The 25381-nt window shown below is 39.9% G+C and carries 20 protein-coding genes; 7 read left to right on the top strand and 13 right to left on the bottom strand.

Annotated features, from left to right (window positions below; translation table 11 throughout):
• Window positions 1–28: 28 nt before the first annotated feature.
• Complete coding sequence (locus MTF66_RS12805; RefSeq protein ID WP_248527356.1) at window positions 29–2095, bottom strand: catalase; 2067 nt, start codon at window positions 2093–2095, stop codon at window positions 29–31.
• Between the two features lie 437 nt (window positions 2096–2532).
• Between MTF66_RS12805 and zigA the strand changes: the two genes are divergently transcribed.
• Both zigA and MTF66_RS12795 read left to right on the top strand, forming a co-directional pair.
• The gene (gene zigA, locus MTF66_RS12800; protein WP_248527355.1) at window positions 2533–3729 is read left to right on the top strand and encodes a zinc metallochaperone GTPase ZigA; all 1197 of its coding nucleotides are present in this window, start codon (window positions 2533–2535) and stop codon (window positions 3727–3729) included.
• Entirely contained in the window at window positions 3729–4397 is a 669-nt protein-coding gene (locus tag MTF66_RS12795; protein ID WP_248527354.1) for a DUF1826 domain-containing protein, read from the top strand. Before zigA ends, MTF66_RS12795 begins: the two co-directional genes overlap by 1 nt.
• A 69-nt stretch (window positions 4398–4466) precedes the next feature.
• Here MTF66_RS12795 and MTF66_RS12790 read toward each other — a convergent pair whose 3' ends face one another.
• Window positions 4467–5033, bottom strand: coding sequence for a hypothetical protein (locus tag MTF66_RS12790; RefSeq protein ID WP_248527353.1), 567 nt, complete (start codon window positions 5031–5033; stop codon window positions 4467–4469).
• A gap of 346 nt (window positions 5034–5379) precedes the next feature.
• Here MTF66_RS12790 and MTF66_RS12785 point away from each other — a divergent pair, with 346 nt between their 5' ends.
• Entirely contained in the window at window positions 5380–5853 is a 474-nt protein-coding gene (locus MTF66_RS12785; protein ID WP_248527352.1) for a YqhA family protein, read from the top strand.
• A 180-nt stretch (window positions 5854–6033) separates the two neighbouring features.
• Here MTF66_RS12785 and MTF66_RS12780 read toward each other — a convergent pair whose 3' ends face one another.
• Window positions 6034–7188 (bottom strand): iron-containing alcohol dehydrogenase, encoded by a 1155-nt coding sequence (locus MTF66_RS12780; RefSeq protein ID WP_248527351.1) that lies wholly within the window; start codon window positions 7186–7188, stop codon window positions 6034–6036.
• Window positions 7189–7231: 43 nt separating this feature from the next.
• On the bottom strand, window positions 7232–8065 hold the full coding sequence (locus tag MTF66_RS12775) for a type 1 glutamine amidotransferase domain-containing protein (protein WP_248527350.1): 834 nt from the start codon (window positions 8063–8065) through the stop codon (window positions 7232–7234).
• Between the two features lie 106 nt (window positions 8066–8171).
• Between MTF66_RS12775 and MTF66_RS12770 the strand changes: the two genes are divergently transcribed.
• Complete coding sequence (locus tag MTF66_RS12770) at window positions 8172–9071, top strand: LysR family transcriptional regulator (RefSeq protein ID WP_248527349.1); 900 nt, start codon at window positions 8172–8174, stop codon at window positions 9069–9071.
• Here the strand turns inward: MTF66_RS12770 and MTF66_RS12765 are convergent.
• Window positions 9052–9588: a cysteine hydrolase family protein gene (locus MTF66_RS12765; protein WP_248527348.1), complete on the bottom strand. Its 537-nt coding sequence runs from the start codon at window positions 9586–9588 to the stop codon at window positions 9052–9054. The genes MTF66_RS12770 and MTF66_RS12765 overlap by 20 nt on opposite strands.
• Window positions 9589–9707: 119 nt before the next feature.
• On the opposite strand from MTF66_RS12765, the gene MTF66_RS12760 reads away from it, so the two are divergent.
• Complete coding sequence (locus tag MTF66_RS12760; protein WP_248527347.1) at window positions 9708–10655, top strand: GlxA family transcriptional regulator; 948 nt, start codon at window positions 9708–9710, stop codon at window positions 10653–10655.
• 43 nt (window positions 10656–10698) lie between these two features.
• Entirely contained in the window at window positions 10699–11007 is a 309-nt protein-coding gene (locus MTF66_RS12755; protein ID WP_058585610.1) for a hypothetical protein, read from the top strand.
• Window positions 11008–11254: 247 nt separating this feature from the next.
• On the opposite strand, the gene MTF66_RS12750 is transcribed toward MTF66_RS12755, so the two are convergent.
• The 8 genes from MTF66_RS12750 to MTF66_RS12715 all read right to left on the bottom strand — a co-directional run bounded on the left by MTF66_RS12750 (window position 11255) and on the right by MTF66_RS12715 (window position 22086).
• A complete protein-coding gene (locus MTF66_RS12750; protein WP_248527346.1) occupies window positions 11255–12793 on the bottom strand; it encodes a glutamate synthase-related protein in 1539 nt (512 codons plus the stop codon).
• A 669-nt stretch (window positions 12794–13462) separates the two neighbouring features.
• Window positions 13463–14044 carry an ACP phosphodiesterase gene (locus MTF66_RS12745; protein ID WP_248527345.1) on the bottom strand — a complete coding sequence of 194 codons (582 nt, stop codon included), beginning with the start codon at window positions 14042–14044 and terminating at the stop codon, window positions 13463–13465.
• 679 nt (window positions 14045–14723) lie between these two features.
• On the bottom strand, window positions 14724–15446 hold the full coding sequence (locus MTF66_RS12740) for a hypothetical protein (protein WP_248527344.1): 723 nt from the start codon (window positions 15444–15446) through the stop codon (window positions 14724–14726).
• 408 nt (window positions 15447–15854) lie between these two features.
• Window positions 15855–16937 (bottom strand): DUF4785 family protein, encoded by a 1083-nt coding sequence (locus tag MTF66_RS12735; RefSeq protein WP_248527343.1) that lies wholly within the window; start codon window positions 16935–16937, stop codon window positions 15855–15857.
• Window positions 16938–16946: 9 nt separating this feature from the next.
• A complete protein-coding gene (locus tag MTF66_RS12730; RefSeq protein WP_248527342.1) occupies window positions 16947–17813 on the bottom strand; it encodes a hypothetical protein in 867 nt (288 codons plus the stop codon).
• 697 nt (window positions 17814–18510) lie between these two features.
• Window positions 18511–20442: an ATP-binding protein gene (locus MTF66_RS12725; RefSeq protein ID WP_248527341.1), complete on the bottom strand. Its 1932-nt coding sequence runs from the start codon at window positions 20440–20442 to the stop codon at window positions 18511–18513.
• Window positions 20439–20882: a hypothetical protein gene (locus tag MTF66_RS12720; RefSeq protein WP_248527340.1), complete on the bottom strand. Its 444-nt coding sequence runs from the start codon at window positions 20880–20882 to the stop codon at window positions 20439–20441. Before MTF66_RS12720 ends, MTF66_RS12725 begins: the two co-directional genes overlap by 4 nt.
• 1 nt (window position 20883) lies before the next feature.
• Complete coding sequence (locus tag MTF66_RS12715) at window positions 20884–22086, bottom strand: ABC-three component system protein (RefSeq protein WP_248527339.1); 1203 nt, start codon at window positions 22084–22086, stop codon at window positions 20884–20886.
• 281 nt (window positions 22087–22367) lie between these two features.
• On the opposite strand from MTF66_RS12715, the gene MTF66_RS12710 reads away from it, so the two are divergent.
• Entirely contained in the window at window positions 22368–25283 is a 2916-nt protein-coding gene (locus tag MTF66_RS12710) for a UvrD-helicase domain-containing protein (RefSeq protein WP_248527338.1), read from the top strand.
• Window positions 25284–25381 lie beyond the last annotated feature (98 nt).

The raw sequence follows: 25381 nt of genomic DNA, 5'->3' as shown, positions 1-25381 counted from the left end.
GCGAGTAGCCCTCGCCTTGAAAGATGAGTTATCGTTGCCAATAACGAAGTTGTGTTAGTGTCTGAAGAAAGTCACATGCCTTGCACATTTCTAGGTTAATGATGCCGTCGTCTTGGTCTTCATTTAAGCCAACAGCTTTTAACAACTCCATTGAGCTTTCAGTAAAACCAATAAATTTTTTGTGTGAGTACGCATCAGAAACGAAATCTCTCGCCTCTGGAATTTTAATTAACTCTTTAGCACCTTCCTCTGATGTCAGTAAAACAACTGCATCATATAAAACAGAAGGGCCGCCGTTAATAACTTGCTCTGCTCCAAGGTGAACACCAGTAGAGCTTTTCGCTCCACCGATCTGGGCTGCAATGACTTCAAAGTTCGCACCTTGCTCGTTTAGTTCGCTAACTAATGAATTAAATAGCTGATCGTCAAAGCCATCACTAACGAGAATACCGAGCTTCCTTCCCTCAAAAGTAGCCAAAGCACTTTTTTGAATACTCAGTGCATCTGATACAGGTAAATCTTGGCGAGTTTTTAGTGCAGCCTCAGCAGGTTCAGGCATTGTTTGCAAACCCAAACCAGAGGCCACTAACTTAGCTAATTCGCTATCAATATTTAGTAAATGAGACACCACACGCTCCCTAATAGCTAAATGTTCCACTTTTGACAGTTCAAAAATCAATGCGTCCTGGATATGTGATTGCTCTATCTTAGTTTGACTTAGATAAAACTGCCTAGCTTGGCTGTAATGATCACTGAAGGTTTCTGATCGATACCTTAGCTTGCTACCTTGCGCTTCATCATCAGAGCTTTTAAAGCCATGAACAGGACATTCTCTTGGATTGTTTTCATCACTTTGCCAAGAGTTTGGCTCATAATTTACTCTTCCTTTGGGGTTATGCATTGCCATGTGACCATCTTGGTGAAAGTGGTGCATTGGACATTTAGGTGCATTAATAGGGATATGAGTGAAATTTGGCCCTCCTAATCGCTTTGTTTGCGTATTTAAATATGAGAAGTTACGCCCTTGTAATAGTGGATCTGGTGTAAAATCGATTCCGGGAACTATGTTTTGTGTGCAAAAAGCAACCTGCTCTGTTTCTGCAAAAAAGTTATCAACCACTCTATCTAAAACCATTCGACCAATGATCTTAACGGGTACTTGCTCTTCAGGGATAAGCTTTGTGGCATCAAATACATCAAACTCAAAGTCATCGGCAAAGGCTTGGTCAAATACCTGTACGCCAAGTTCCCACTCAGGGTAATCGCCATTTTGAATTGATTCCCACATATCACGGCGATGAAAGTCAGGATCTGCTCCATTAATTTTAACAGCTTCATTCCAAACCACTGATTGCATGCCTGATTTAGGTTTCCAATGAAATTTAACGTACTTTTGCTCACCATTTTTATTGATAAACTTAAATGTGTGAACGCCAAATCCTTCAATAAAGCGTAATGAACGTGGAATAGCTCTATCAGACATCGCCCACATGACCATATGCATAGATTCAGGCGATAAGCTAATAAAGTCCCAAAAATTATCATGAGCCGTTTGAGCTTGCGGAAAACCACGATCAGGCTCAGCTTTAGCGCTATGGATCAAGTCTGGGAATTTCATCGCATCTTGGATAAAAAACACAGGAATGTTATTACCAACTAAATCCCAGTTTCCCTCTTTTGTATAAAATTTAACAGCAAATCCGCGCACATCCCTAGCTAAGTCAGGTGAGCCCTTATTACCAGCGACCGTTGAAAACCGAGTGAATACAGGTGTTTTTTCGCCTTTTCGTTGAAATATATCCGCGCATGTCAGCTCTTCAAGTGTTTCATAAGTTTCAAAGTAACCGTGTGCCCCATAACCTCTAGCATGCACAACCCTCTCAGGAATACGCTCATGATCGAAATGAAACATTTTTTCACGGAAAATATGGTCCTCCATTAATGTTGGACCACGCTTCCCTGCTGACAAGGAATTTTGATTATCACTAACAGGACAACCTTGTGCTGTAGTCATTGTTGAATACTGATTATTTGCATGTTGATGTAGCTCACCACCATGCCCCTTTTGACCTGAATATTTAAATGACTCCGGCATAAGTTTCCCTTTATTTTAAACTCATTAAATTGTTATTACGTAAATTTAGGAAAACTAGTAAGCAAGTAAAAAGCCAAAAATTAAAACAAACAATATCAATAAGTTAAAATTAAATTAAATAACCTGTAATTAAACTTATTACACAATTTGTGTAATTTTTTCTAACTAAAACAATCTAAACCTCCTACTTTAGATTTATCCTCCCCACCATAAAATACACTCAACATTCGGCATTTATTAACTTCGTCTTTTTAGGTAAGCACACAGCAAAAGCTCAGCTTTCACTAATAAAAAGCAATGCGATTGCGTATTACACTTCACTACCGTGAACCTTTATCTTGCATTAACACATAACAACTATTCTTAAACGCTCTTTTATTGATATATTATAACAAAACATTTATCGTATTTGTTTAATCTAATTAAGGGTCACTACTATGAGCAAACTTCCCGTCACCGTGCTCTCTGGCTTTTTAGGTGCAGGTAAAACCACTGTGCTCAGCCATATTTTAAATAACCGTGAAGACAAAAAAGTGGCTGTAATCGTCAATGATATGAGCGAAATAAACATCGATGCTGCAACAGTTAAAAACGATGTTTCGCTGAGCCGCGGCGAAGAAAAACTAGTAGAAATGAGCAATGGTTGTATCTGCTGCACACTGCGTGAAGACTTACTCATTGAAGTACGCGCTTTAGCGCAAACAGGCCAGTTTGATTATTTGGTTATTGAGTCAACGGGTATTTCTGAGCCCCTTCCTGTTGCCGAAACATTTACCTTTGCCGATGAAGATGGCGTGTCACTTTCTGATGTCGCAAGGCTTGATACCATGGTCACGGTCGTTGATGCCGTTAACTTTTTAAACGACTTTAACGAAGCCAAATTTTTACAAGAAACCAACGAGCATTTAGGCGAAGAAGATGAGCGAAGCGTGGCCGACTTACTCATTGATCAAGTTGAGTTTGCTGATGTTATTTTAATTAGTAAAACAGACTTAATTAGCGCCGATGAGCTTGAGAGTTTAAAAGCCATTTTAAGCTCATTAAATACTTCTGTAGAGCTTATTGCCATTGAAAATGGCCAAGTTGATATCAATACAATTCTCGGTACGGGCCTGTTTAACTTTGAAAAAGCTCAGCAAGCACCTGGCTGGCTAAAAGAGCTACGCGGCGAGCATACCCCAGAAACCGAAGAATACGGTATTAGCAGCTTTACTTACGAGGCCCGCCGCCCTTTTCACCCTGAAAAATTTTATAACTTTATTCATAACAATCAACGCGAAGGCAAACTACTTCGCTCTAAAGGCTACTTTTGGTTAGCCTCTCGACCACAATTTGCTTGCCAATGGAATCAAGCTGGCGGCATAGCCCGCTATGGTTTTGGCGGGATATTTTGGAAAGCCTTACCGAAGGATCAGTGGTCAACAGATAGCGACTACTTAGATTCAATTAACCAAGTATGGCAAGAGCCCTTTGGTGATATGCGCCAAGAGCTGGTTTTTATTGGTCAAAACCTCAATCAAGCAGCGATCACTCAAGCTCTCGATAACTGCTTACTTAGCGACGATGAACTATTAGCAGGCAAAGCGCTTTGGCAAACCCTGCCCGATCCATTTCCTGTTTGGGAGGAAGCATAATGACAGCCTACGCATTAGAACATGACACTGATAACCTACCATCAGCGGCAGCAACAGCGCTAAGCCCTGTGGTGTTTTCACAAATATATAAACCTGAGCATAACATTGCAATTTGGCAGCGTAACTTAACTAAACAGCTGCAATCAGAAGTAGCTGAGAGTATTACAGCCAACCCAGAACTCAGTATTAACGCTGTGATCAATCAAAATACCATTGTGACTGACATAAATAAGGCCCTTGAAAAACTACCTCAAGCAGAAGAGCTTAAGGCCGACCTTGCTCAGCTCGTTGATATGTTTTGTTATTTATTTGAATTAAAGCGCACCGGATTACGCCTAAGAGTACTTGAACGAGCCATGTGCCCACGTTTTCATGTTGACAGAGTCCCTTGCCGGTTAGTCAGTACATATTGTGGTAGTGGCTCACAGTGGTTGCAAAATGCAGGACTTGATCGCACTAAACTTGGCGCAGGTCACCAAGGATTAAGTGATGAAGAGTCAGGATTAATGACAGCAAATACTAAAATTCACTCTCTTAATGTGGGTGATGTAGCCCTATTAAAAGGCGAAACTTGGCAAGATAACGAAGGCAAAGGCCTTGTGCACCGCTCACCAGCACTCGCTGCTGGCGAAAAACGGCTACTTGTAACCCTCGACTTTATTGCTTAATACGAGCGTACCAACTGCGTCTATTAATTCTAATAGGCGCTATTTCATTCAAGAACACGCTACAACTGCTCATGGCTTTAAATTAATGAAAAGCATACTGAGCGCACTTGCAATTGCCGATAGGGCAAACATCCTTAGTAACAAAATTAAGGCATTCCTTGCGCCACCAGCAAAAGTGCCTTTAAAGCTTAATGGGTAGCCATGAAAAACCATTAAATATAACACGTTAAAAAGCCCTACCCGCATCCCGTCAATTTCATGGGTATCACCATTTTTTAAGTGAATTTCACAAACATGCAAAGTGGGTAATCTAATTCGTGGTTCGCCAAACTTTCGTTTGCGTTTTAGATCCATCGTGTAGTGAAACAAAACCTCTGCGATTTCGTTTTCAGCAATGGTAAAAGTGTGATTTTGGTGCTCTTTAAAAGTCAATTTATCAATTTTGAGCTCATCCTTGCTTATGCTCATTGCCCATTTAGAACCAAAGCCATACTTCTTGTAAGTCATGATGCGCTTGGTAATAAACACGACCAAAAAACTTGTAAGACAAACTAAAAAAGCCAGCCATGGGTTAAAAGCATCTACTAAATAAAAACTAGATATCGAAATTGCGCATACCATAAGCGCAAAAAACACTTCGGCCCACCCAGATAACGTCGCTAAACCTGGGAGAGATTCTAGTTCTGTTATTGACTCTTCAGTTAGTGACGATTTTCCTTTAAAGGCTGCATATCGAAACCATTTTTTATCATTTAAATCCAGTTCTAGTGAGTGCTTAGCCATCGAGCCCATAAAAATCCCTTTTGTATTAATGCTTAATAGAAGCAACCTTTTTGTTCCTTAAACTTATACAAAACCAGAGCTCGCACGTAAATACTCAAAGAACTAATAAGTTAAATCCCCTTAGCTAATGGCCGTGCTGTATTTAATCAAAAACCAGCTAAGCTTCGTATAACAAAGAAATTAATTTGTGTGAGTTGATATGGAGCGCCTTTTTCAAAATAGTCGGTTTTTAGTCATCATCGCGATTATCACTTCAGCAATTTCATCGTTACTTGTTTACATAACCTGTGTGAACATCGTTTTTAATGTTGTTAAAACAACGGTTATATCATTGCCTGACTCTGCTAAGGGAGGGAAAGAGATGATAGTCGAGCTTTTAAAAATTCTCGACTTATTACTGATTGGCATTACTCTTCAAGTTATTACCATCAGCCTGTACCGGCTATTCATTTCGCCTGCAACCACAAAGAGTAGCCAGTTTTTAGCCGCTTTTCATATCGAAGATTTTCATGACTTAAAAATTACCTTAGTGCAGGTAACATCCGTCATTTTAGTGATTCTGTTTTTAGAACACGCCGTTGAGTTTGGCGGCACAATAGAAACCCTCTACCTTGGTATTTCTATTGCGATTGTGGTTGCCGCTTCGACCTTTGCATGGCGCTCAATGAAATAGTGAACACTCACATACGTTAGTTTATTTTTCTGGGTAACGTAGCTGATATTGCTCTTTCATCGCGGCATAAAATAGTTCAAGTAAACTGCCCTTTTGAGTTTCTTTAGCTAGTTCGAGAAAATCAATTTTTGAGCACTAAAAAAGGCGTAACAGCTTATGTTACGCCTTTAAATTTAAGCCCTAAAGTGCAAGCGCTAATATTTGCTTAACCTTTGCTAAGTCAATATCACCATGTTCACCTAGCGTAGTTATCTCATTCTTTTCTAAGTTTTTAACAACCGCGTCGATTGCTTGTTCATCAAGGTCATAGTCAGCAAGACGCGTTTTCACAGCCATTGCTTCAAAGAAGTCTTGCACTGCTTTAATCGTTTTATCGATTTGTTCGGCTTCATCGTTATAATTAAAACCAAACACTCGCTCACCAAGCTGTTGTATTTTAATAGACTTTTGCTCTTTTTGAACATGCATTAACGCAGGTAAAACTATCGCCAGCGTTTGTGCGTGATCTAGGTTATAAAGGGCCGTTAATTCATGACCAATCATATGCGTAGACCAATCTTGCGGTACACCCTGACCAATCAAGCCATTCAGTGCCATTGTAGCCGACCACATAACATTGGCTCTTACATCATAGTTTTGCGGTTCGCTTAAGGCTTTAGGTCCTTCGCTGATCAAGGTTTGTAAAATACCTTCTGCAAAGCGGTCTTGTAATGGCGCATTTACTGGGTAAGTTAAGTACTGCTCAATAACGTGTACAAACGCATCTACAACACCATTACTTACTTGGCGTTCTGGTAACGAAAAAGTATATTCAGGATCAAGTACTGCAAAAACAGGTTGCACACTCGATGATGAAAAAGCACGTTTTTGTGACGTCTCTTTTTTAGTAACCACTGAGTTGCCGTTACTCTCAGAGCCAGTTGCAGGTAAAGTTAAAACTGCACCAATAGGAAGCGGGTTACTAAACTCTGCACCTTTAACAAGGATATCCCATGGCTCACCTGCAAAGTTATAAGCAGCTGCAACAAACTTAGCGCCATCAATAACACTGCCACCGCCAACAGCTAGAATAAAGTTAACATTCTGCTCTTTAGCAGTTGCCACAGCTTGCATTAGTGTTTCGTATGTTGGGTTAGGTTCAACACCACCAAACTCAATAACGTCAACATCGGCTAATGCACTCATTGCTTGGTCGTATACGCCATTTTTCTTTATTGAGCCACCACCAAAAAGTAATAGTACTTTAGCGTTTTCTGGTAAACGTGACGTGATCTCACTCATTTGACCTTTACCAAACAAAATTTCGGTTTGATTTTTATAAATAAAGTTCAACATTTAAATGCCCCTTAAATTAGGTTTAAATTGCTAATTAGCTAATTTACTTAGCTAACATTTCTAAAAGCTTTTCTGCTAATAATTTATCTGAAAACGGGTTTTGCCCCGTAATGAGTTCGCGGTCAACAACCACGTTTGGCTGCCACTCACTAGCGAATGCCATATTTCCACCGGCTTTTTCCATTGCCATAGCAGGATAGAACTTAAGCTTTTTACCTTCTAAACTGCTTTCAAAAACACGCTCTTCAGGGTCTGAAAAAATAGTCATTTTATAGCCGTCATAAATCCAGTTATTGGCTGATGCTTTTTCGCCATCTTTTATCGCTTGATAATAAGAATTTGGCTGAACTTGTGCCGACAACAAAGTAATTGGGCCATGGCAAATTGCCGCTGTTGGTTTACCTTGCTTATTAAAATGACGCAAAATCTCACCCACTTCTGGGTTGTTTGCTAAATCAATTAAAGGCGCATGGCCTCCTGGGATAAACACAGCCTCATATTGGCTTAAGTCACCCGCTAAAATTTCGCTTAAACTTGCGGTATCTTTGATATCTGGTAGCGATGCTACAAAACGCTGAATGCTCTGCATTTTAGCTTCATCACCATCAAAGTAGTCGGTACTCACTGATTTTTTATCTACTTGAGGCGCATTACCTTTGGGTGTTGCAAGTACAAGCTCATAACCCGCATCGACTAATGCTTTCGCAGGCACACCAAACTCATTTAGGTAGTAGCCTGTTCCAATGCTCTGGCCGTCAGCTAAATCCATAGTTGTTTCACTTGATAAAATAACCAACACTTCGCCTTCAGCCGCCACTGCAAACATCGACATAGTTGATGCAGCAACAAGCGTTAGTCGCTGTAATATCTTTTTCATAACTCGCCCTCTTAGAAAGTGAAGCCATCATAGTTGGTTTGCGGGGCGAGTAGAATTCGGATAAATTAAGAGGAGCAATCAGAATATTTATGGCTCGTACAGTTACATGTCTTATCTCACGCAATTAAAAACCTTTGTTGAAGTTTATCGTTGTAAAAATATTACGAAGGCTGCGGCTAATTTAGGCTTATCTCAGCCTTCAGTGACCTCACACATTCAAGCTATGGAAACTGTAGTTGATAAATCTTTATTTGAGCGCAAAGCCCGTGGCGTTACCCCCACTGCAGCAGCACATGATCTAGCGCTACAGGTTTCTGGTCATATCGATATATTAGAGCAAAAGATCATGTCGATACGGGCACGTTCTGATGCCGCACATGGCACTGTTAATATTGCAGGACCTGCCGAATATATTAGTAGTGTATCTGGGCCACAAATTGCCAATTTATTGCAATCTGGCAATGTGAATCTTGTTCTGCATATTGGTAATAAGGTGAGTATTTTTGACGCATTACAATCAGGAACTGCAGATATTGCTATTGCCGCATCAGCGCCTGATCCAGCACTATTTGATAGCCTAGTGCTCGACAAAGAAAAGCTAATTTTGGTAATGAACCGTTTACATGGCCGAGAAATCAAAGACAGCACTATTACCGCAGATTTACTCTCAAGCTACAATGTCGTTGCTTATGATGAAGAGCTGCCTTTGATAAGACAATACTTTGAAGCTGTATTCAACGCAAAATGCCACTCAAACGTCATTGCTATTTGCCCAGATATACGTGCTATTAGCAATATTATTCGCTCAGGCATTGGCTATTCTGTATTACCCGATTACCTATGTCGCGATCAGATAAAAGCCGGGGAGCTTGTGCAACTAGGGCCCGAAGGCCCAGAAAACATAATTTACTTAGTTTGGAACAAAGGGGCATTAAAACACCCCCGAATTGCATTTGCCAAAGATGTTATTTCGGCCTTTGCAAATATTAATTACTTTGCAAACTAAGCAAGGCTTGCTTTGCGTCTAGCAGTTTTACTCGTGGGGCAAGTGCATTTAGTGCGATTAAATGTAGCATTTCAGATACTGTGGTGCTCACATCCGTTATAACTGCCACATCGTACTCTTTAGCTTGCTCTGAGATAGCAGTATGAGTCACACAGTTTTGCGTCATCATGCCTGCGATCAAAAGTTTTTTAATACCATGCTGCTTTAATACATCTTCTAAATTAGTTTGATGAAAGCTGTCTGCATAGTGTTTTACAACCACAGGGGCTTCTGGTGCTGCTTTTAAAATATCAGGATGAATATCAACACCTTCTGTACCTTCATTAAAAAATGGCGCTAAACCCTGAGAAGGATCAGCAACATGCTGAATATGAATAGGTAAAACTCCGCGTTCTGTTGCTTGTTTGATCACATCTACTAGATGATCTTTTACTTGTTTAGCCTGCCATAAAGGAAATGCGCCATCTTCAAAATAATCATTCTGTAAGTCGATAATTAGTAATGCTGTGTTTGTCATTGTATGAGCCCTTTTTCATTTTATTGGACCCTAGTTTGCTGAATTTTTAACGTATCAAACAGTGACCCAAATACCATTTATCGATAATATTGGGCCAAAGTGTTTGATAAGGCTTTACCATGAATGTTGCAGTATTCGCATTTCCAAATATCAGTCCATTTCATCTTGCAGTACCATGTATGGTGTTTGGTGAGGGCGCTCGCTCGGCAGGTATCAAAGAATTTAACTTAACAGTGTGCAGCGAATGTGAACAGGTAATGCCCTCAAGTGCGGGGTTTGATATTCAAGCGCACCACTCAATAACAAAGTTTGATCAGGCAGATATTATAATTATTCCGTCATGGCCATCTCCTGAAACAGCCCCCTCTAAAGAATTAACAGCCAGCTTGCTAGCCGCACATAAGCGAGGCGCTATTATTGTAGGGCTCTGCTTAGGAGCTTATGCGCTAGCTCACATTGGGCTTTTAGATAATATTGAAGCAACCACTCACTGGGCATACAGTGATGACTTTAAAGCTCGCTTTGCAAAAGTGAAACTTAACAATCAAGTGCTTTACCTTGAACATGACAGGCTCTATACATCGGCAGGAACAGCAGCAGCTATTGATTGCTGCTTATATTTGGTTCGCAAATTTTTAGGAAGCGAGCAAACTAATGCTATTGCCAGAATGATGGTAACAGCTCCGTATCGCAATGGTGGGCAGACACAATTTATTGCCCTACCCGTCCCCGAAAGTGTTGCTGATGAGCGTTTAGCAAGCTTACTTGAACAGATGCAAGAAAACTTAGCCAGCAACCACACGATTGATACACTCGCAGAACAAATGCACATGAGCCGGCGCACCTTTACTCGCCACTTTCAATCGCTTACAGGGCTGAGCGTTGGGCAATGGCTATTAAATCAACGTTTAAACCACGCGCAGCGACTTCTTGAGTCAACTGATTTACCATTAGAACATTTAGCCGAGCAATGCGGCTTTGGCTCATCTGTTACTTTACGCCATCATTTTCGCTCTCAGTTTGGTTTATCACCGCGAGACTGGCGTAATGCATTCCGCCAAACATAAAGCTTAGGTATAATTAGTTTTTCGACTCGATTTTGGTTTTTAAATGAAAAAGCTTTCTAAAGTACAATTAAAACAGCAAGCCCTTGTATTAAATGTTGCCGACGCCCTTGAAGAGCAAGGTCGCGCAGAACTTGAAGGCATGTTGCAATGCTGGTTTGATGTGGAATACCACTTATTCCCAGGCTCATTGCTTTTGTGTTTTCAATTTGAAAACCAACAATCACTCGATGCAGCGACCCCAGAGCTATTAAAATGGCAAAAGCGCCTTAGTGGCGCAATGCTGAAAAAAGGCGTGATTTTAAAAGACATGCGCAGGCATTTAGTGTTTACCCTAAAAGGCCCAGACGATTAAATGGGGTGAGTTAGCAAGTTAGCAAGTTAGCAAGTTAGCAAGTTAGCAAGTTAGCAAGTTAGCAAGTTAAAAACACTAGAGTGACTACCACTTGTGTCAAGTAACTCGCTAACTCGTTGAGTTTTTAATCTGACTTCTAACGACTGATATCTAATAGCTCCATCTTTGTTCGGCCTTAAAACGTCTCCTACACCTCGTATCTCGTCCCTCGAAACTCGTACCTTTCCCCTTTACTCTTTCTAACTCGCTAACTTACTCCAACTCCTGCGTACTTAACGCCAGATAACAACGCCATATCTTTGTGCCATGTTGCTAAATCATTAGCATTAAACTTAGTTAAAGAGTCATGGCCACATGCCCTTGCCATTACCGACATTAACTCAGTTGAAGCTTCAAAAAAGTTCTTTAATTGATTTGCTGACTTTTCAATATTTAAGCGCTGACGTAAATCTTGCTTTTGTGTGGCAATCCCTGCAGGGCAGTTATTGGTATTACACATACGCGCAGCAACGCAGCCAATTGCTTGCATTGCACTATTTGAAATCGCCACACCATCAGCGCCAAGCGCAAGCGCTTTTACAAAATCAATTGGCAAGCGTAAGCCGCCAGTGATGATCAAAGTAACATCACTTGCACCTTGTTCATCTAAGTACTTTCTTGCTCTGGCAAGTGCAGGAATAGTCGGTACGCTAATATGATCCCTAAAGATCTCAGGAGCTGCGCCTGTACCGCCTCCACGACCATCAAGAATGATGTAATCGGCACTCGCATCGAGCGCAAATTGAATATCTTCCTCAATATGATTAGCACTCAGTTTAAACCCGATAGGAATACCGCCCGTTACCTCGCGTACTCTATCAGCAAACTTTTTGAAATCGGCAGCACTGTGTAAGTCTTTAAATGTTGGTGGTGAAATCGCCGAAGTACCCGCTTCAATTCCTCTAACCTCAGAGATTTTGCCAACATTCTTATTGCCCGGCAAATGCCCACCAGTACCCGTTTTTGCGCCTTGCCCACCTTTAAAGTGAAAGGCCTGCACATTCTTTAATTTATCTTCGCTATAACCAAAGCCTGCACTTGCTAACTCATAAAAGTACCGTGAATTGGCTTGCTGCTCTTCAGGAAGCATACCCCCTTCACCTGAGCAAATACCTGTGCCAGCAAGTTCTGCTCCTTTTGCTAAAGATACTTTAGCTTCTTCAGATAAAGCCCCAAAACTCATATCAGAAACGAACAATGGAATAGCCAGCTTTAATGGTTTTTTCGCTCGCGGGCCGATAACAAGCTCGGTATTAACAGCTACATCTTCCATTAAAGGTTGAGTCGCCATTTGCGCAACCATTAGCTGTAAGTCATCCCATTTAGGTAATTGATATCGTGGTACGCCCATCGACACCATAGGACCATGATGACCAAGCTTTGATAACCCTTCTCGAGCTAACTGATGAATAAGCTCAACGGTGGGCTCTTCTTTGGTTGCTGTAGCAACTGGCGAATCAGAGGCTTGAATTTGCACGCCAGGCCCTACTTGACCAACTTGGCTTTGATCAAACTGTTTGTGACTACCATCACAAAATGGCGCATTGGCAGTGTGCTTACATTGGCATAAATAGGCATCGCCCGACTCTTCTGCTGTAAATGCTTTGGGTTTGAAATCAGTTCCGGCATGTGAACCATCACAAAATGGCTGGTTTTTAGAACGCCCACAGGCACAAAAATAGTATTCTTGCCCCTGCTCTAAGGTGACTTTTTTCGGCGAAACGGCTGCAATTATGGGTTTGCTCATTATTGTTCCCTCACGGTTGCTACATTACATTGCTTTGTTCAAGGTACTGCGATGGAGGTAAGTATTAATTCAAGGCTTACTTGCTTTACAAAGGGTAGTTCAGCTCAGTTAAAAAACGAGTTCGAAAGCGCCTAGAAGTTCACTTAGCTATCGCTAATCGACTATATAACCGTAACAAGCAGCCAAGATATCAGCCATTTCGTATTTTAAGGTAAGAGGTAAATCGGTTTGTAAGCCGCAGTGGGACAATTATCACAAAGAGGATAAGAGGCGCTGCGCTTTAGAGGAATTATTTAAAGCAAACTTCACAGATATAACCCATTGTAGATCGTTATTTATGGCGAAAAGCAACCGTTAACACTCACGGGCTGAAGCCCGACTTACAAATTACCTCTTTGATAATAACCATCACGCGAAATAAATTTCACGCCTACGGGCAAGTTTCAGCTTGTTTGTTGGGTTTTAAATCTGATAGCTGATGGCTATATATGGCGCACAATCATCTAAAACTTATAGCTTAAAGCTCTTTTATTTAATCTGATTTCTAACGACTGATATCTAATATCTCTATTTTTGTTCTGCGTTAAAACGCCTCCCACGTCTCGTATCTTGCAAACTTTCCCCTTTACTCTTTCTAACTCGCTAACTTTACTCTAGCAACTCGCGGACTCATTCCACTCCCATTTGCTTCACATGCTCAACCAGCTCAGGGAAAAACGCTATAAACACCGCGTCTAATTGTTGGTAGTGGCGGGCTATATCGTCAGCGGCTCCTGAAAAATTATTAGTAAAGCGAATACGCTTGGCGATGTTATCAAGGGCAAGGCCGACCCCATCCAGTGTTTCATATTCTTTAAACCAATCATTGTTGGTCATACTACTCACAACCTGCTGCATACGCGAAGGCATCATGGCTCGGCGAGCATTTAAAAGACCATAGCTGTGCTGTTTGAAATCAGCCAATGGTTGGTCATTAAAGCGCTGCCAATGCTGAATAAGAAAGTGATCGAATGCTACATCAATCGCAACACTTGCAAAGCGTTTACGTGCTGGCGAAAAGTACTGCTTAGCCTCTTTTACAAGGGGATGTGAGTCGGTAAACCTATCAACTAAATAATGATTTTCAAGGCCATTTTTAACCGCATCAGATAACTGCGCAGAATACCGACGCCCACCAAAATCCCCAAGCAGGTTTCCAAAATGTGAATCAGCTGTCGGTTGTGCTAAGTAAAGGTGAGCCAAGTAGTTCAACGCATTCTCTAAATTAAGTTATTTTATGCATTGTAAAAGAATACAGGTGAAAGGGTCTAGGGGCACGAGTTGCGAGTTGCGAGTTGCGAGTTGCGAGTTTACAAAATTGTAGCAGCGATTTTATATCGCGTAGGAATGGTGCTAGGTGCTAGGTGCTAGGTGCTAGGTGCTAGGTGCTAGGTGCTAACAGCATAGTGTTGGTTTCGAATTGGTAAAGGGAGCTCCCTACCAAATCGACTTTTTTCGGCGTTAAAACGCCTCCTACAACTCGTATCTCCTCCCTCGAAACTCGTACCTTCCCCCTTGTAACTCGCTAACATTACGGGCTAAAGCCCGACCTACAACTCACCCGTTGATTTAAGAAATATCGCGCGAAATAAATTTCACGCCTACGGGTATGCATTTCAATTTAACTATGTGCTGGCACAATCCAATCTAACTTCTAACCACTGATATCTAATATCTCCATTTTTTCGACGTTAAAACGCCTCCTACGTCTCGTATCTCGCCCCTCGGAACTCGTACCTTTCCCCTTTACTCTTTCTAACTCGCTAACTTTCAATCTGATAGCTAACGGCTGAAAGCTGATAGCTCCTTTCCCCTTGCAACTCGCTAACTTGTTGAGTTTCACTCCGCTCTAACCAACCTACCAGCTAATAGCCATACAAATACTTCACCTTTATGACTTTAAATTAAATGCTAACATTACAAGAGCCGAAATGATCGCAGAAAGAGAAATTAACCGCATAATCAAAATAACTATATTACCTGCACCGCCCGAAGTTGTACCTCTGAATAGTAGCGGGTACTCGTGGAATTTTAAAAGATACAGCACATCAAAAAGACCTACTCGCATATTATCTAGTGTAACAACCTCGCCACTTTTTTGATGAATTTCACAAGCGTGTAAATTGGCCGTTTTTTCGTTCACAATATGACCACTTCTACCGTGAAAAGTATAATTAAAAATGATTTCTTGGATATCGCCCTTAGCGATTTGCAAAACTTTTGAAGCTTTACCCTCTATTGCTCGCCTACCTATTTCGAGTGAGTCTTTAGATATACTCATAACCCACTTACGACCAAATCCAAATTTGTTATAAATCACAATTCGCTTGATAACGAATACACAAAGGTAACAACTCACACAAGTTACAAAAGCAGGCATCGGCTGCATCGTTTCTTGAAGCACTAGGCTCATTACAGCAATAGCGATAGTCATAAAGAAAAATAAAAATTCAGCTCCGCCCGACAGCACAGCTAGGCCCGGTAGCGACGTTAGTTTTGTATTAGAATCAGCCTGCAATACTGGCTTTTTATAGAAAGTTGAATACCTAAACCAAACTCGGTCGCTCAGGTTTAAATCTAGGGAGTGTTTCGAAAGTGGCTGATTATAATCCATTATTTAAGTTTCCATTTTTAAAACACAATTTTGCCATTACTTTACCATTAAGCCAACATTCCTACATAGTGATATATTTCCTTTACGTTCAAGTACTAAACTAACTGCACCGAGGCGCTTCGCGCTACACAGAGAAAAACAAAATTTATTACGCGCGAAATAAATTTCACGCCTACAGTAACGTGTTAAGCCATAGTGATGTGCAGGAACAATCAACTCAAAACTTATAGCTTAAAGCTTACAGCTCTTTTGTTTTAATCTGACTTCTAACGACTGATATCTAATATCTTCTAACACCTCGTATCTCGTCCCTCGAAACTCGTACCTTTCCCCTTTACCCTAGCAACTCACTAACTTGCTGGGCTTCGCTTCGCTCAGCTCCACCCAACATACAATAAGAGCTATCCTTTACTCCCCCGCAAACTTTAACATTCGCGTTTGGTCGGTAAGCTCAATATCCACCAGCTCAAACGGGGCTTTGGCTGCTTGAGTGACCGCAAAAGGCATGGTGAAACTGCCGTAACTATCAATCTGTTTAGCTACTTCAACCGTTGCCAGTTTGATGCGCTCACCTTTATCACCTTTGCCTGTTAAGGTTGCACGAATAGCATAGCGGCCTGAGTCGGTCACTTGCACTGGCACCTTGGCTTGGTATTTGTTATTGCCAAGCACAGTGACTTTAGCTTTATCCATACTGATGGTTTGTGAGCTATGTACAAATGGCATTTTTATAGAGCGTTTTACCGTTTGGCCATTCACTTTAGTATCTATACTGGCCTCAAGCTCATAGTAACCATTTGCGGCGCCTAAGGTTTCAAGCGGGTAATTAAATACTGCTTCACCATTTTCGTAACGTACATCTAATTTTTCGCCATCAGGGCTTGAAAGCGTTAACTTCACATCACTATCTTTAAAGCGCTTTTTACCCATACTTAGCTGCATAGCAACACGTTGTTGCTGATCTTTCACTTTAAACTGCGATTTAGCATGTAAAGCATTGCTCGAGCCTTTTTCAATCACGTGCAGCAAGTAGGTGTCGTTATCGTTAAGGGCTTGGCTTGTTCTTAACATTGCTTTGCCATTTACCTGGCCAAGCTTCAATCCAACACTGCCATCGCTAAATCCTGCATTTTCCATTTGCTCACGTGCAACCATGGCTTGCATTGGCATTTGTCTAAAGTTGTCATCTCGCACCGACAGTTTATCTAGCTGTAAGCCATGAGGCTTAAATACTTCGCCACTATCAAAGCGTGCTTTTGGTGCAATGCGAATAAAGTTATCAGCTTGGTTTACAAAAACAGGCACACCACGCTTAAGCTCTTTACCCGAAACTTTCTGCCAATATTCAACACTGTCTTTTTCAAGTGTTTGTAGTTGAGCGCTTGATGCTGGTTGAACTTGAGGAAACTGATAAACCGTTTGCTCATTAGCTTTCGCTGCTGTGCTTACAAGCACTATTGCAGTAGCTAGTGTGGTTAACTTATTAATCATAGCGGGCTCCTAAATTCGGTTTTTAAGCATGTTTGGCAAGCCAAAACAGTTACGTCGACTTTGCTGATGACTCAAAGGTTCACCACCTTGGGTTCGTGATTTATCGGTAAACCACACCACCCCAGCTAACGACTGAGAACTGCAATTTAAAAAGCCATCTGAGCAGCTATCTAACCAGTTTTGCGTTACTTCAAGGCCCACTTGATTTTGATAACCGCCACAATAGCTGTCGCTATCCCATACCGCTGATTCAACATCACTGCCCACCACGGTTTCGAATCGAGATGGTAAACTTGGGCGGTTCGGTGTGCCATACAGCCACTGTGCGTTATACGATTCCATCCAAGATACTTGTTGCTGTTTTACTGCATCGCTGCCGTAACCTAAAAGCCAACCTAAGCTTTGCTCGAACGAATTACCCGCTATAACCGCATCAGCCAACGGCGTGCCACCACTTGAAGGAGCCAGAGCAATGGTACGCGTGACTTTGCTAATAATATTTGGATAGCGGCTATCCCATGTTGGGTTAGATAAAATCCAGCGCACCACATTGCCACCGTTAGAATGGGTGATCAGAGTTAAATCAGTGATGTTTTTATTATTGATAAATGTAGTGAGCTGCCCTGCTAAACAGCCAGATGCTGCATCTGCCCACATGTATTGATCAAAGTCACAATTAATGACCGTGTAATTGCTACTGTTTGGCAAACCTTGACGAACCGTATCGACAAAACTGCCTGTCCAATAGTCATTATACGCATCGCTTTGCTGGCCTGTACCGTGCACAAATGCAACTCCTTGCGCAGCAAAAGCACTGTGGCTAATACCCGCTGCCAACATTAAAGCTGGCAGTAGTGAGAGTGTTTTTATTTTCATGTGTGTTCCTGTTGATTGTCATTTTATCTATCAGGTTGGAGGAGTGACCTCCGACCAAAAACATAGACCAAACAGGTACGAAAGCAAGAATAATTTTACATTAATTTAACTTTTGTGCACTTTTTAAGTACAAATTATTAGATTTTAGGAGAAAAAAGAGGGGTGAGATGCTAGGTGCTAGGTGCGAGGTGCGAGGTGCGAGGTGCGAGGTGCTAGGTGCGAGGTGCGAGGTGCTAGGTGCGAGGTGCGAGGTGCGAGGTGCGAGGTGCTAGCTGCTAGGTGCTAGGTGCTAGGTGCTAGGTGCGAGATGCGAGATGCGAGATGCGAGATGCGAGATGCGAGATGCGAGATGCGAGTAAACTTTCCCCTTTACTCTTTCTAACTCGCTAACTTTTCAATCTGATAGCTCTTATGCTCATCGCGCGAAATAAATTTCACGCCTACGGATGAGCATTTCAATTTAACTATTCGCAGGCACAATCTAATCTAACTTCTGACGACTGATATCTAATAACTCTTTTTCAGCGTTAAAACGCCTCCTACAACTCGCATCTCGTTCCTCGTAACTTTTCCCCTTTCCCCTTGCTAACTTTCTCCAAAACACAAAAAAGCCGTTGCATTGCTGCAACGGCTTTTTGACATTTGAATTTAATTGTTTACAACTAATAAAGTTTGTGACAGTTTTGCTAGGCTTTTTTTAGGGCTTATCGGCCAAATTTGCATCACTTATCAACCCTTTTTCGCCGTATTTTTCAGTCTTATCAAATCTTTTCACTAAAAAGTAATCATCCTCATTCAAAGATGTAGCAAGATCGTTATCAACTACGATTATTTGATAGCTGTCTTTTAATGCAATCTCATTCAAATCAACCATTGATTTATAAATCTGCTCGTAAATAGCTGGATCTGATAGACTGCTATCATCTCCATCTTCCCTTGAATATTTCCCTATATTTTGTCCTGGAGTATCCAATAATAAAGTTGCTGGTAAGTACCCTCCATTCTCAAGGAGGTATTTTAATCTAGAAATGTACAAGTACACCGACATTAAAGTCCTAACACCACCCGAAGATATTTTAGAGTAAGTTCTTTCTCTAAAGTTAGGCATAAACTTTTTGTCTATTGAGGAACCGTAAATTCTGGTCAGCTTAGAGCTATCCATAAGATTTTTATAATGTGTAGAAAGCTCCTTAATTATATCATCTGTAGATACTAACTGAGACTCTACTTTTTTAAGGTCAGTTTTCAGCTTTCCAATATGTATTTCTTTACTTCTAATTCTGGAATAAATATCCTCAAGCTTTTGAACTAACTTTGAATTCCTCTCAATCTCTACAAGTTTTTCGGATAATGATCGCCTTACAGCCTCAGCCCTCGAAATCATTTCAATTATTGGAGATAGTGATTCTAAATTATTCTTTTCAAAATCATATCTAACTGTGCTTAATAGCTTCTTCCTTTCAGTAATATTTTGATCTAATAAGGTAAGATCCAACTTAATTTTATCAATTGCCTTAGAGCAACCAGACAGTCTATTTTTTACGGAGCGCTGTTCAAATTCCAGTTGTTCATTAGTGAGTACCTCGTCATCTAGTTTTATGGCACCACTACATGTAGGACAACTAACTTCTTTTTGGGTTAACTCATGAACACTTAACGAACCCCTCAATATAAGTGAATCTTTAATACAACTAAGATCCTTTTCGTAAGAAGCCTTGAGTCGTTTATAGTCGGTTAGTTTTGCTTTTATTGCATACCTACTGTTTTCAAGATTCTGAATGTTTTCAACTAACTCTTTTATTTCAACGCTGAACTTATCTGAAGTAGATGAAGCAAGTTTACTATTTGTTTTTAGTAATTGGATTTCTTCATCAACAGCTTCTAATTCCACTTTCAATTTAACTGCATCTTCACCTGAGTTTATTTTAGAGTTAGTTGCAGATAAAAACTCATCAATAGACTTTGCTTTGCTGGTAAGTGCTTTAAAAGCTTCGGCTTCTTTTTTGATTTCTTCACTCAATTGCGCTAACTGATCATCATGGACACCATAAACAAATTTCTGTACTTCTACATTTCTGTTGAATAAAGGGCCATTAGCTAAATCCATTAAGTTGTCACTTGCGACACGCTTTTGTTTTAAATGAATTAGCTTCATTAAATCTCGAAAGCTCAACCGACTACTATTTGAGTCATCTTTGTATTTTGATTGTTTAAGCTTTACTTTTGGAATGTCTAAGTAATCAAGTAATATATCTGAAACCCAGCCATCAGGCTCTTGACCTTCGGAAGATGCAGAACATAACAAAGGGTAATGATCATTAATATTTGCATAGGAACATTCATACACCTTAATCAGGTTTACTTTATCTCCTAAAACTCGATTTAACGTTATTACTTTTTGGTTGATTGAAACCTCTAAAACTACACTTCTACCGTATAGTTTAATTTCGTCATTATCTAAGTCACCAAACTTACCACCTAAAGCAAAATCTATAAGGTTAAGAATACTAGATTTACCTGAATCAAGATCTCCCCAAATCAAATTCAATCCAGATTCAAATGTGCATCGATATTCACGCTCAACACCTACTATTATTAACTTTTTAAATTCCATTTTTACTTTATTCATGAATTCTCCGATACAAGGCTTACTAGTTTGCTTTCGTTAAGTGCTGCGAGCTTCTTCAAGATCGATATATTTTTATCTAAGAATTCTGATGAAGATTTGAAGTCAGGTAGTTCAAGAGCCTCAATCATGCCTTCATCATTGAGGCGCACCTTCTTGGACTCAGTCAAAAGTAAAAAAGGTATTATTGCATCACTCTTGCTTTTGATATCAGAAAATTGATAACCATTTTCATAAAGATCCTGTTGGTAACCATACACACTGCCTAAATCCATAGCATTTGAAATTTTCTTTAAAAGCATTGGATTATTAACAATGAAATACAACAACTCTAACTTCTCTAGAGTCAGAACTTTTCGTCCACTTCTATTTTCAGATAAATTATGAATTAGAAATGATACTAAAAAAACTCTATAAAACCTTTCGTTTCTATAATCAAACAAATCATCTGACCTCATTTTCAATTGAGTCTATTGTTACACTATCACACCAATTTACATCCAAATTTAAGCGATTAGACTCCTGATGCAGAATTCCTTTTTTATGAAGAAAATTAAGGTACTCCACAAGGCAATCTAAAGAACTTTTATCTAATTCAACTATTTTACTATGAATCTCTTTAACAACTTCACTATTTGATTTCACACCTTTACAAGAGCTATAGGTTCTGTACAGACTTATAATTTTACTTCTAAGTTCTTTAAAAACCTCTAGTTCATTTTTCTTAGCAGATTTCATAATAAGCTCTGCATGGAAAAAAGACTCTTTCGCATCTTCTATTAGCCTTTCTTCTACAGATGCTAATACCATTTTAATGACAAAAATTTCTTTATCGTATGAGTGCACATCTGATTCATATTCAACTTGAGTTAACTTTTTTTGTCTATGAGTATGAAGTATCTCCACTAGATATTTACTTACTACTTTGTAAGTTAAATCCTTAGAGCTTGATGGCTTGCAAATTTCACTATGGCTAACTTGCAATGTTTTAGATTTGAACTTTTTAACCGTATTCGGGGTAGCACTTAACTTTCCAACACACTCGTCATGTAGCGCTTCTACGTAGTAGCTTTTTGGCAAGTCATCAAAGCTTTCAACCCAAAGATCATTTAATGTTGTCATATCTTCATTTAATGGTTGTAGCTCTCTAGCATTCACATTAATAGGACCAAGGATTACAGCAGGAAATGATCCTCTGTGAGGTGTAGCCAAAGAAATATAACCAATTACAGGTATTTGAATATCTTCATATTCTTCAGCCATGTGATTTAAGATAAAGTTTTTGCCAATAAGCCCGCCCATACTATGGCAAATAAATACTATACTGTCATAGTTTGCACTTTCGACTTCCAGAAATGTTGCCAACGAATTTGTTAGTGAATTTATGGATGAATTTTTTCTAATTTTTGGTTTGTTAAAAAAAGAGCCTGTATATTTATTAATTAAACCTACAAATGAACTCCCCAAAACATTTTGAGTAAGGTTGACAATTTTTGTAAAGTAGTCGAACTCAATTACATCAATTTGATCGCTTATTTTGCTATCGGCTTGCAATAACTCAGAAAAACTAGCCCCATTTTCATCATTAACCCAAGTCCCACCTCCACCAGTGAGACCATGAATCATAACGACAAGAGTTTTACTCATTTTATTAGCTTCCCTAATATAGTAATGCTAGGTATTGCTAATACAAAGTGCATCCCAGCTAATTAATTTACTCTTTAATATCAATAAAATATCATACATTAAATATAAGGGAAAACATGTAAGTTATTCGATGTGTTGGCCAGAAAATACTAGATGTACTGTTGATAAGTCGATAACCATATGAAAAACCAGCAATCATAACTGTAAAATATATGAATTCCTGTTCATTGAGTGTGTGAGCTATGGCATGATTAACCTGTTCATAGATACAGGAATTTTGAATGGCACAAAAAATCGTCAAATCGAGAGTTAATTTACTGGGTAGTTGCAAAGGAATAGTGCTCGGACAGCACTCTCTTAAGATTGTTTACAAGTCCGGTACTCAAAGGGTGAATTACTCAGAAATACTCGGTTTTTGTACGATAGAGCGTTCATTACTTGGACATAAATTGGAGATAACTACAGATAGTGGGGTGATTAATGTCAGTGGTCTTAGCCATCTAAAAGCAATCCCGCAGTTCAACACTATCAATTTCACCATCAAGTCATTCATAGAGACGAAGATCAAAGATATATACAGTAAGTTTTCAAAAGCTGCTGTTGGTCAGTATCTTCGTGAATCAAAAATCTCCGAAGTTCAGTCTATCATTGAGCCAATGGTTCGCTTGTTTAACAAGAACAGTGAATCTTGGAGTTCTCACATATCGCAAGAACATTTCGATAGAATGAAAAAGCTGGCTGAACTCAGCCCCGTATCGATGTCTGCTGAATCATTAAGAGTTATTCATACCAGTAGAGTACTAAAAGATCGTGAAGCATTTTACGACAGCATTGAGAGCAATCCATTAACACCAGAACAACGTTTGTCAGTTGTACAGCATGATGATTACAACATGGTGCTTGCGGCAGCAGGCACAGGTAAAACATCAGTTATGGTCGCTAAAACAACAGATATCTTGGAGCGTGGTTTAGCAAAGCCCGACAAAGTGATGGTTTTAGCATATGGACGTGAAGCTGCAAAAGAACTAAAAAATCGCTCCAAAGAGAGGCTCAAGAAAGCAAACATCTCATATAACTTAGATAAACAAATCTCAACTTTCCACAGTCGTGGTTATCAGATAATCGCAAAAGCTCAGAAAATGTCTGTTGAGGAATTCAAAAAGCTCAGAATGAGTCGATTAAGAAAAGATGAGCCCCGAAAGGAGTTCATTAACAACTGGTTGGTGACGTTCATCGAAGACAATGAGGATAACCTGAATGCATTTATTAAAACTGTTTACTATGCATATAACCCGTTCTTGTCGGAGTCAGAAGAAGCTCATCAGGAAGCCCTTAAAGGTAAGAAATACATCACACTAAATGGTGTGGAAGTTAAAGGTTACCAAGAAGTTTTGATTGGGAATTGGCTGTTTAAAAACGGGGTTAACTACAAATACGAACCAAATTATGCAAACGAGGTTGGTAAAGACATTGGCTTTCCGTACCATCCTGATTTCCAAGTGAGAGATACGAACATTTTTATAGAACACTTTGGTATCGACAAAGGTGGCAATACTAGAGCTGGTATCAATAAGATTAAGTATAACCAACAGATTAAAGAGAAAATTGCACTCCATAAAGTTCTGGGCACAAGGTTGGTTAAAACATTTCATTATAACTGGTGTGATGATGAGCTTGAATCAGTACTAGAGAAGCAACTTATTGATTATGGAGTAAAGTTAAATCCTATTTCGAAAGAACAAATCATCGCAGCTGTTACGCAACAGGATTTCATTAAGAATGCGGTTAAAGAGCTAAGTGCTACGTTGGCCGCTGTTCGTTCAGAAGCAATTGAAGGTTATGAAATACAATCTCGCCTGGAAAAAGCAGGTGTGCAAAACGCTAAAAGTCATATGTTGCTGATTGAGAGTTTACGTCAAGCATATGTTGCTGAGCTTAGAAGTAGAAACCAGATTGATTACGACGATATGATTCTATTAGCGACGGATTATCTTCGTGATGGCATGTTCGAGCCTAAGTGGAAGTACATATTAGTTGACGAGTTCCAAGATATCTCCGTATCTCGTTGGAACTTTTTACTTGAATTACTAAAAGCCAAAGACTGTAGTTTAACGGTTGTTGGAGATGATTGGCAGGCAATCTATGCATTCACAGGCGGTAAGTTAGAGCTCACGACTAGGTTTAAAGACAAGCTAGGCAATCATGCCCTGGCAATGCTGCAAAAGACATTCCGCTATAACAACAGTATTGCTGATACTGCTGGTAAATTTGTAATGAAGAACCCTGAACAATACAAAAAGGATATTGTAACTCATACTCAGGTTAATAGTTCTGAAGTGTATCTAATGGACAATCAAGATGAGGAGAAAGATCCAATACAAGCCACGCTGAATGTTGTTGAAAAAACAATACTTGAAATCTACAGAAAAGATCCACAAGCCTCTATTGGTATTTTGACGAGATACAACAAGACTAAGAATGCAGCTAAGGAGAGGTTTGGCAAACACCATGGTTTTAACAATATGGATTTTTGGACATTACATGGTTCCAAAGGTCTTGAGGCTGATTACTGCTTTATCTTGGATTTAAACCAGGGATTTTTTGGATTTCCAACTGAGAGAAAAGACAACGAAATTGTCAGTGCATTGATGCCTACCATTGATGTATATCCGCATGCAGAAGAACGCCGCTTATTCTACGTTGCCATCACTCGTGCAAAAAAACGATGCTACCTTATTGCTGATCCTAAAGAGCCATCAGAGTTTGTTTTAGAGCTTCTTGATTCTGAATACCACTTGAATATTGTTTCTGAGCACTTTACTCCGGAGAAGCTTGCTGCCAGAAAATGCCCCAAGTGTAAAACTGGGTACATGAAACCAAAGAGGCGTGTATGGGGAGTCTATGAGTGCTCTACTGGTCTTGGATGCCTTACTGAAGCAGTTGGTTGTGATGATTGCAACGGTATTGCAATCAAAAAAGACAAGTACGGAGAGTGCATAAGTTGTAAATCTAGGTTTCAACTTTGCCCTAACTGCAAAGCCCCGAAAGTTGTGCGAGCAAATAAAAAAAATAAAAAGCTTTTCGCGGCATGCAGCTCATTTCGTGGTAATGAAGACAAGTCATGCAAATTCATGGACTCACTTAACCCAAGACTACAGCAGCGCTTAAAAGAGAAAGATCGAGTTCCATTAAACTAAACCTTTACACAACAAGGATCTAATATGCATAAAACTAAAGCCCCCCTAACGTACAACTTATTAGTTAACAGACCTAACACTGCCAATTTGTGGAATAA

Source organism: Pseudoalteromonas sp. 2CM39R, assembly GCF_023161845.1.
Note: the sequence above shows the minus strand (reverse complement) of the source record. Positions and strands in the feature narration are given on the sequence as shown.

Bases quoted from the DNA above. Each gene is read 5' to 3' on its own strand.
- MTF66_RS12805 (WP_248527356.1), bottom strand. From the start codon at position 2,095: ATGCCGGAGTCATTTAAATATTCAGGTCAAAAGGGGCATGGTGGTGAG.
- zigA (WP_248527355.1), top strand. From the start codon at position 2,533: ATGAGCAAACTTCCCGTCACCGTGCTCTCTGGCTTTTTAGGTGCAGGT.
- MTF66_RS12795 (WP_248527354.1), top strand. From the start codon at position 3,729: ATGACAGCCTACGCATTAGAACATGACACTGATAACCTACCATCAGCG.
- MTF66_RS12785 (WP_248527352.1), top strand. From the start codon at position 5,380: ATGGAGCGCCTTTTTCAAAATAGTCGGTTTTTAGTCATCATCGCGATT.
- MTF66_RS12780 (WP_248527351.1), bottom strand. From the start codon at position 7,188: ATGTTGAACTTTATTTATAAAAATCAAACCGAAATTTTGTTTGGTAAA.
- MTF66_RS12775 (WP_248527350.1), bottom strand. From the start codon at position 8,065: ATGAAAAAGATATTACAGCGACTAACGCTTGTTGCTGCATCAACTATG.
- MTF66_RS12770 (WP_248527349.1), top strand. From the start codon at position 8,172: ATGTCTTATCTCACGCAATTAAAAACCTTTGTTGAAGTTTATCGTTGT.
- MTF66_RS12765 (WP_248527348.1), bottom strand. From the start codon at position 9,588: ATGACAAACACAGCATTACTAATTATCGACTTACAGAATGATTATTTT.
- MTF66_RS12760 (WP_248527347.1), top strand. From the start codon at position 9,708: ATGAATGTTGCAGTATTCGCATTTCCAAATATCAGTCCATTTCATCTT.
- MTF66_RS12755 (WP_058585610.1), top strand. From the start codon at position 10,699: ATGAAAAAGCTTTCTAAAGTACAATTAAAACAGCAAGCCCTTGTATTA.
- MTF66_RS12750 (WP_248527346.1), bottom strand. From the start codon at position 12,793: ATGAGCAAACCCATAATTGCAGCCGTTTCGCCGAAAAAAGTCACCTTA.
- MTF66_RS12740 (WP_248527344.1), bottom strand. From the start codon at position 15,446: ATGGATTATAATCAGCCACTTTCGAAACACTCCCTAGATTTAAACCTG.
- MTF66_RS12735 (WP_248527343.1), bottom strand. From the start codon at position 16,937: ATGATTAATAAGTTAACCACACTAGCTACTGCAATAGTGCTTGTAAGC.
- MTF66_RS12730 (WP_248527342.1), bottom strand. From the start codon at position 17,813: ATGAAAATAAAAACACTCTCACTACTGCCAGCTTTAATGTTGGCAGCG.
- MTF66_RS12725 (WP_248527341.1), bottom strand. From the start codon at position 20,442: ATGAATAAAGTAAAAATGGAATTTAAAAAGTTAATAATAGTAGGTGTT.
- MTF66_RS12715 (WP_248527339.1), bottom strand. From the start codon at position 22,086: ATGAGTAAAACTCTTGTCGTTATGATTCATGGTCTCACTGGTGGAGGT.
- MTF66_RS12710 (WP_248527338.1), top strand. From the start codon at position 22,368: ATGGCACAAAAAATCGTCAAATCGAGAGTTAATTTACTGGGTAGTTGC.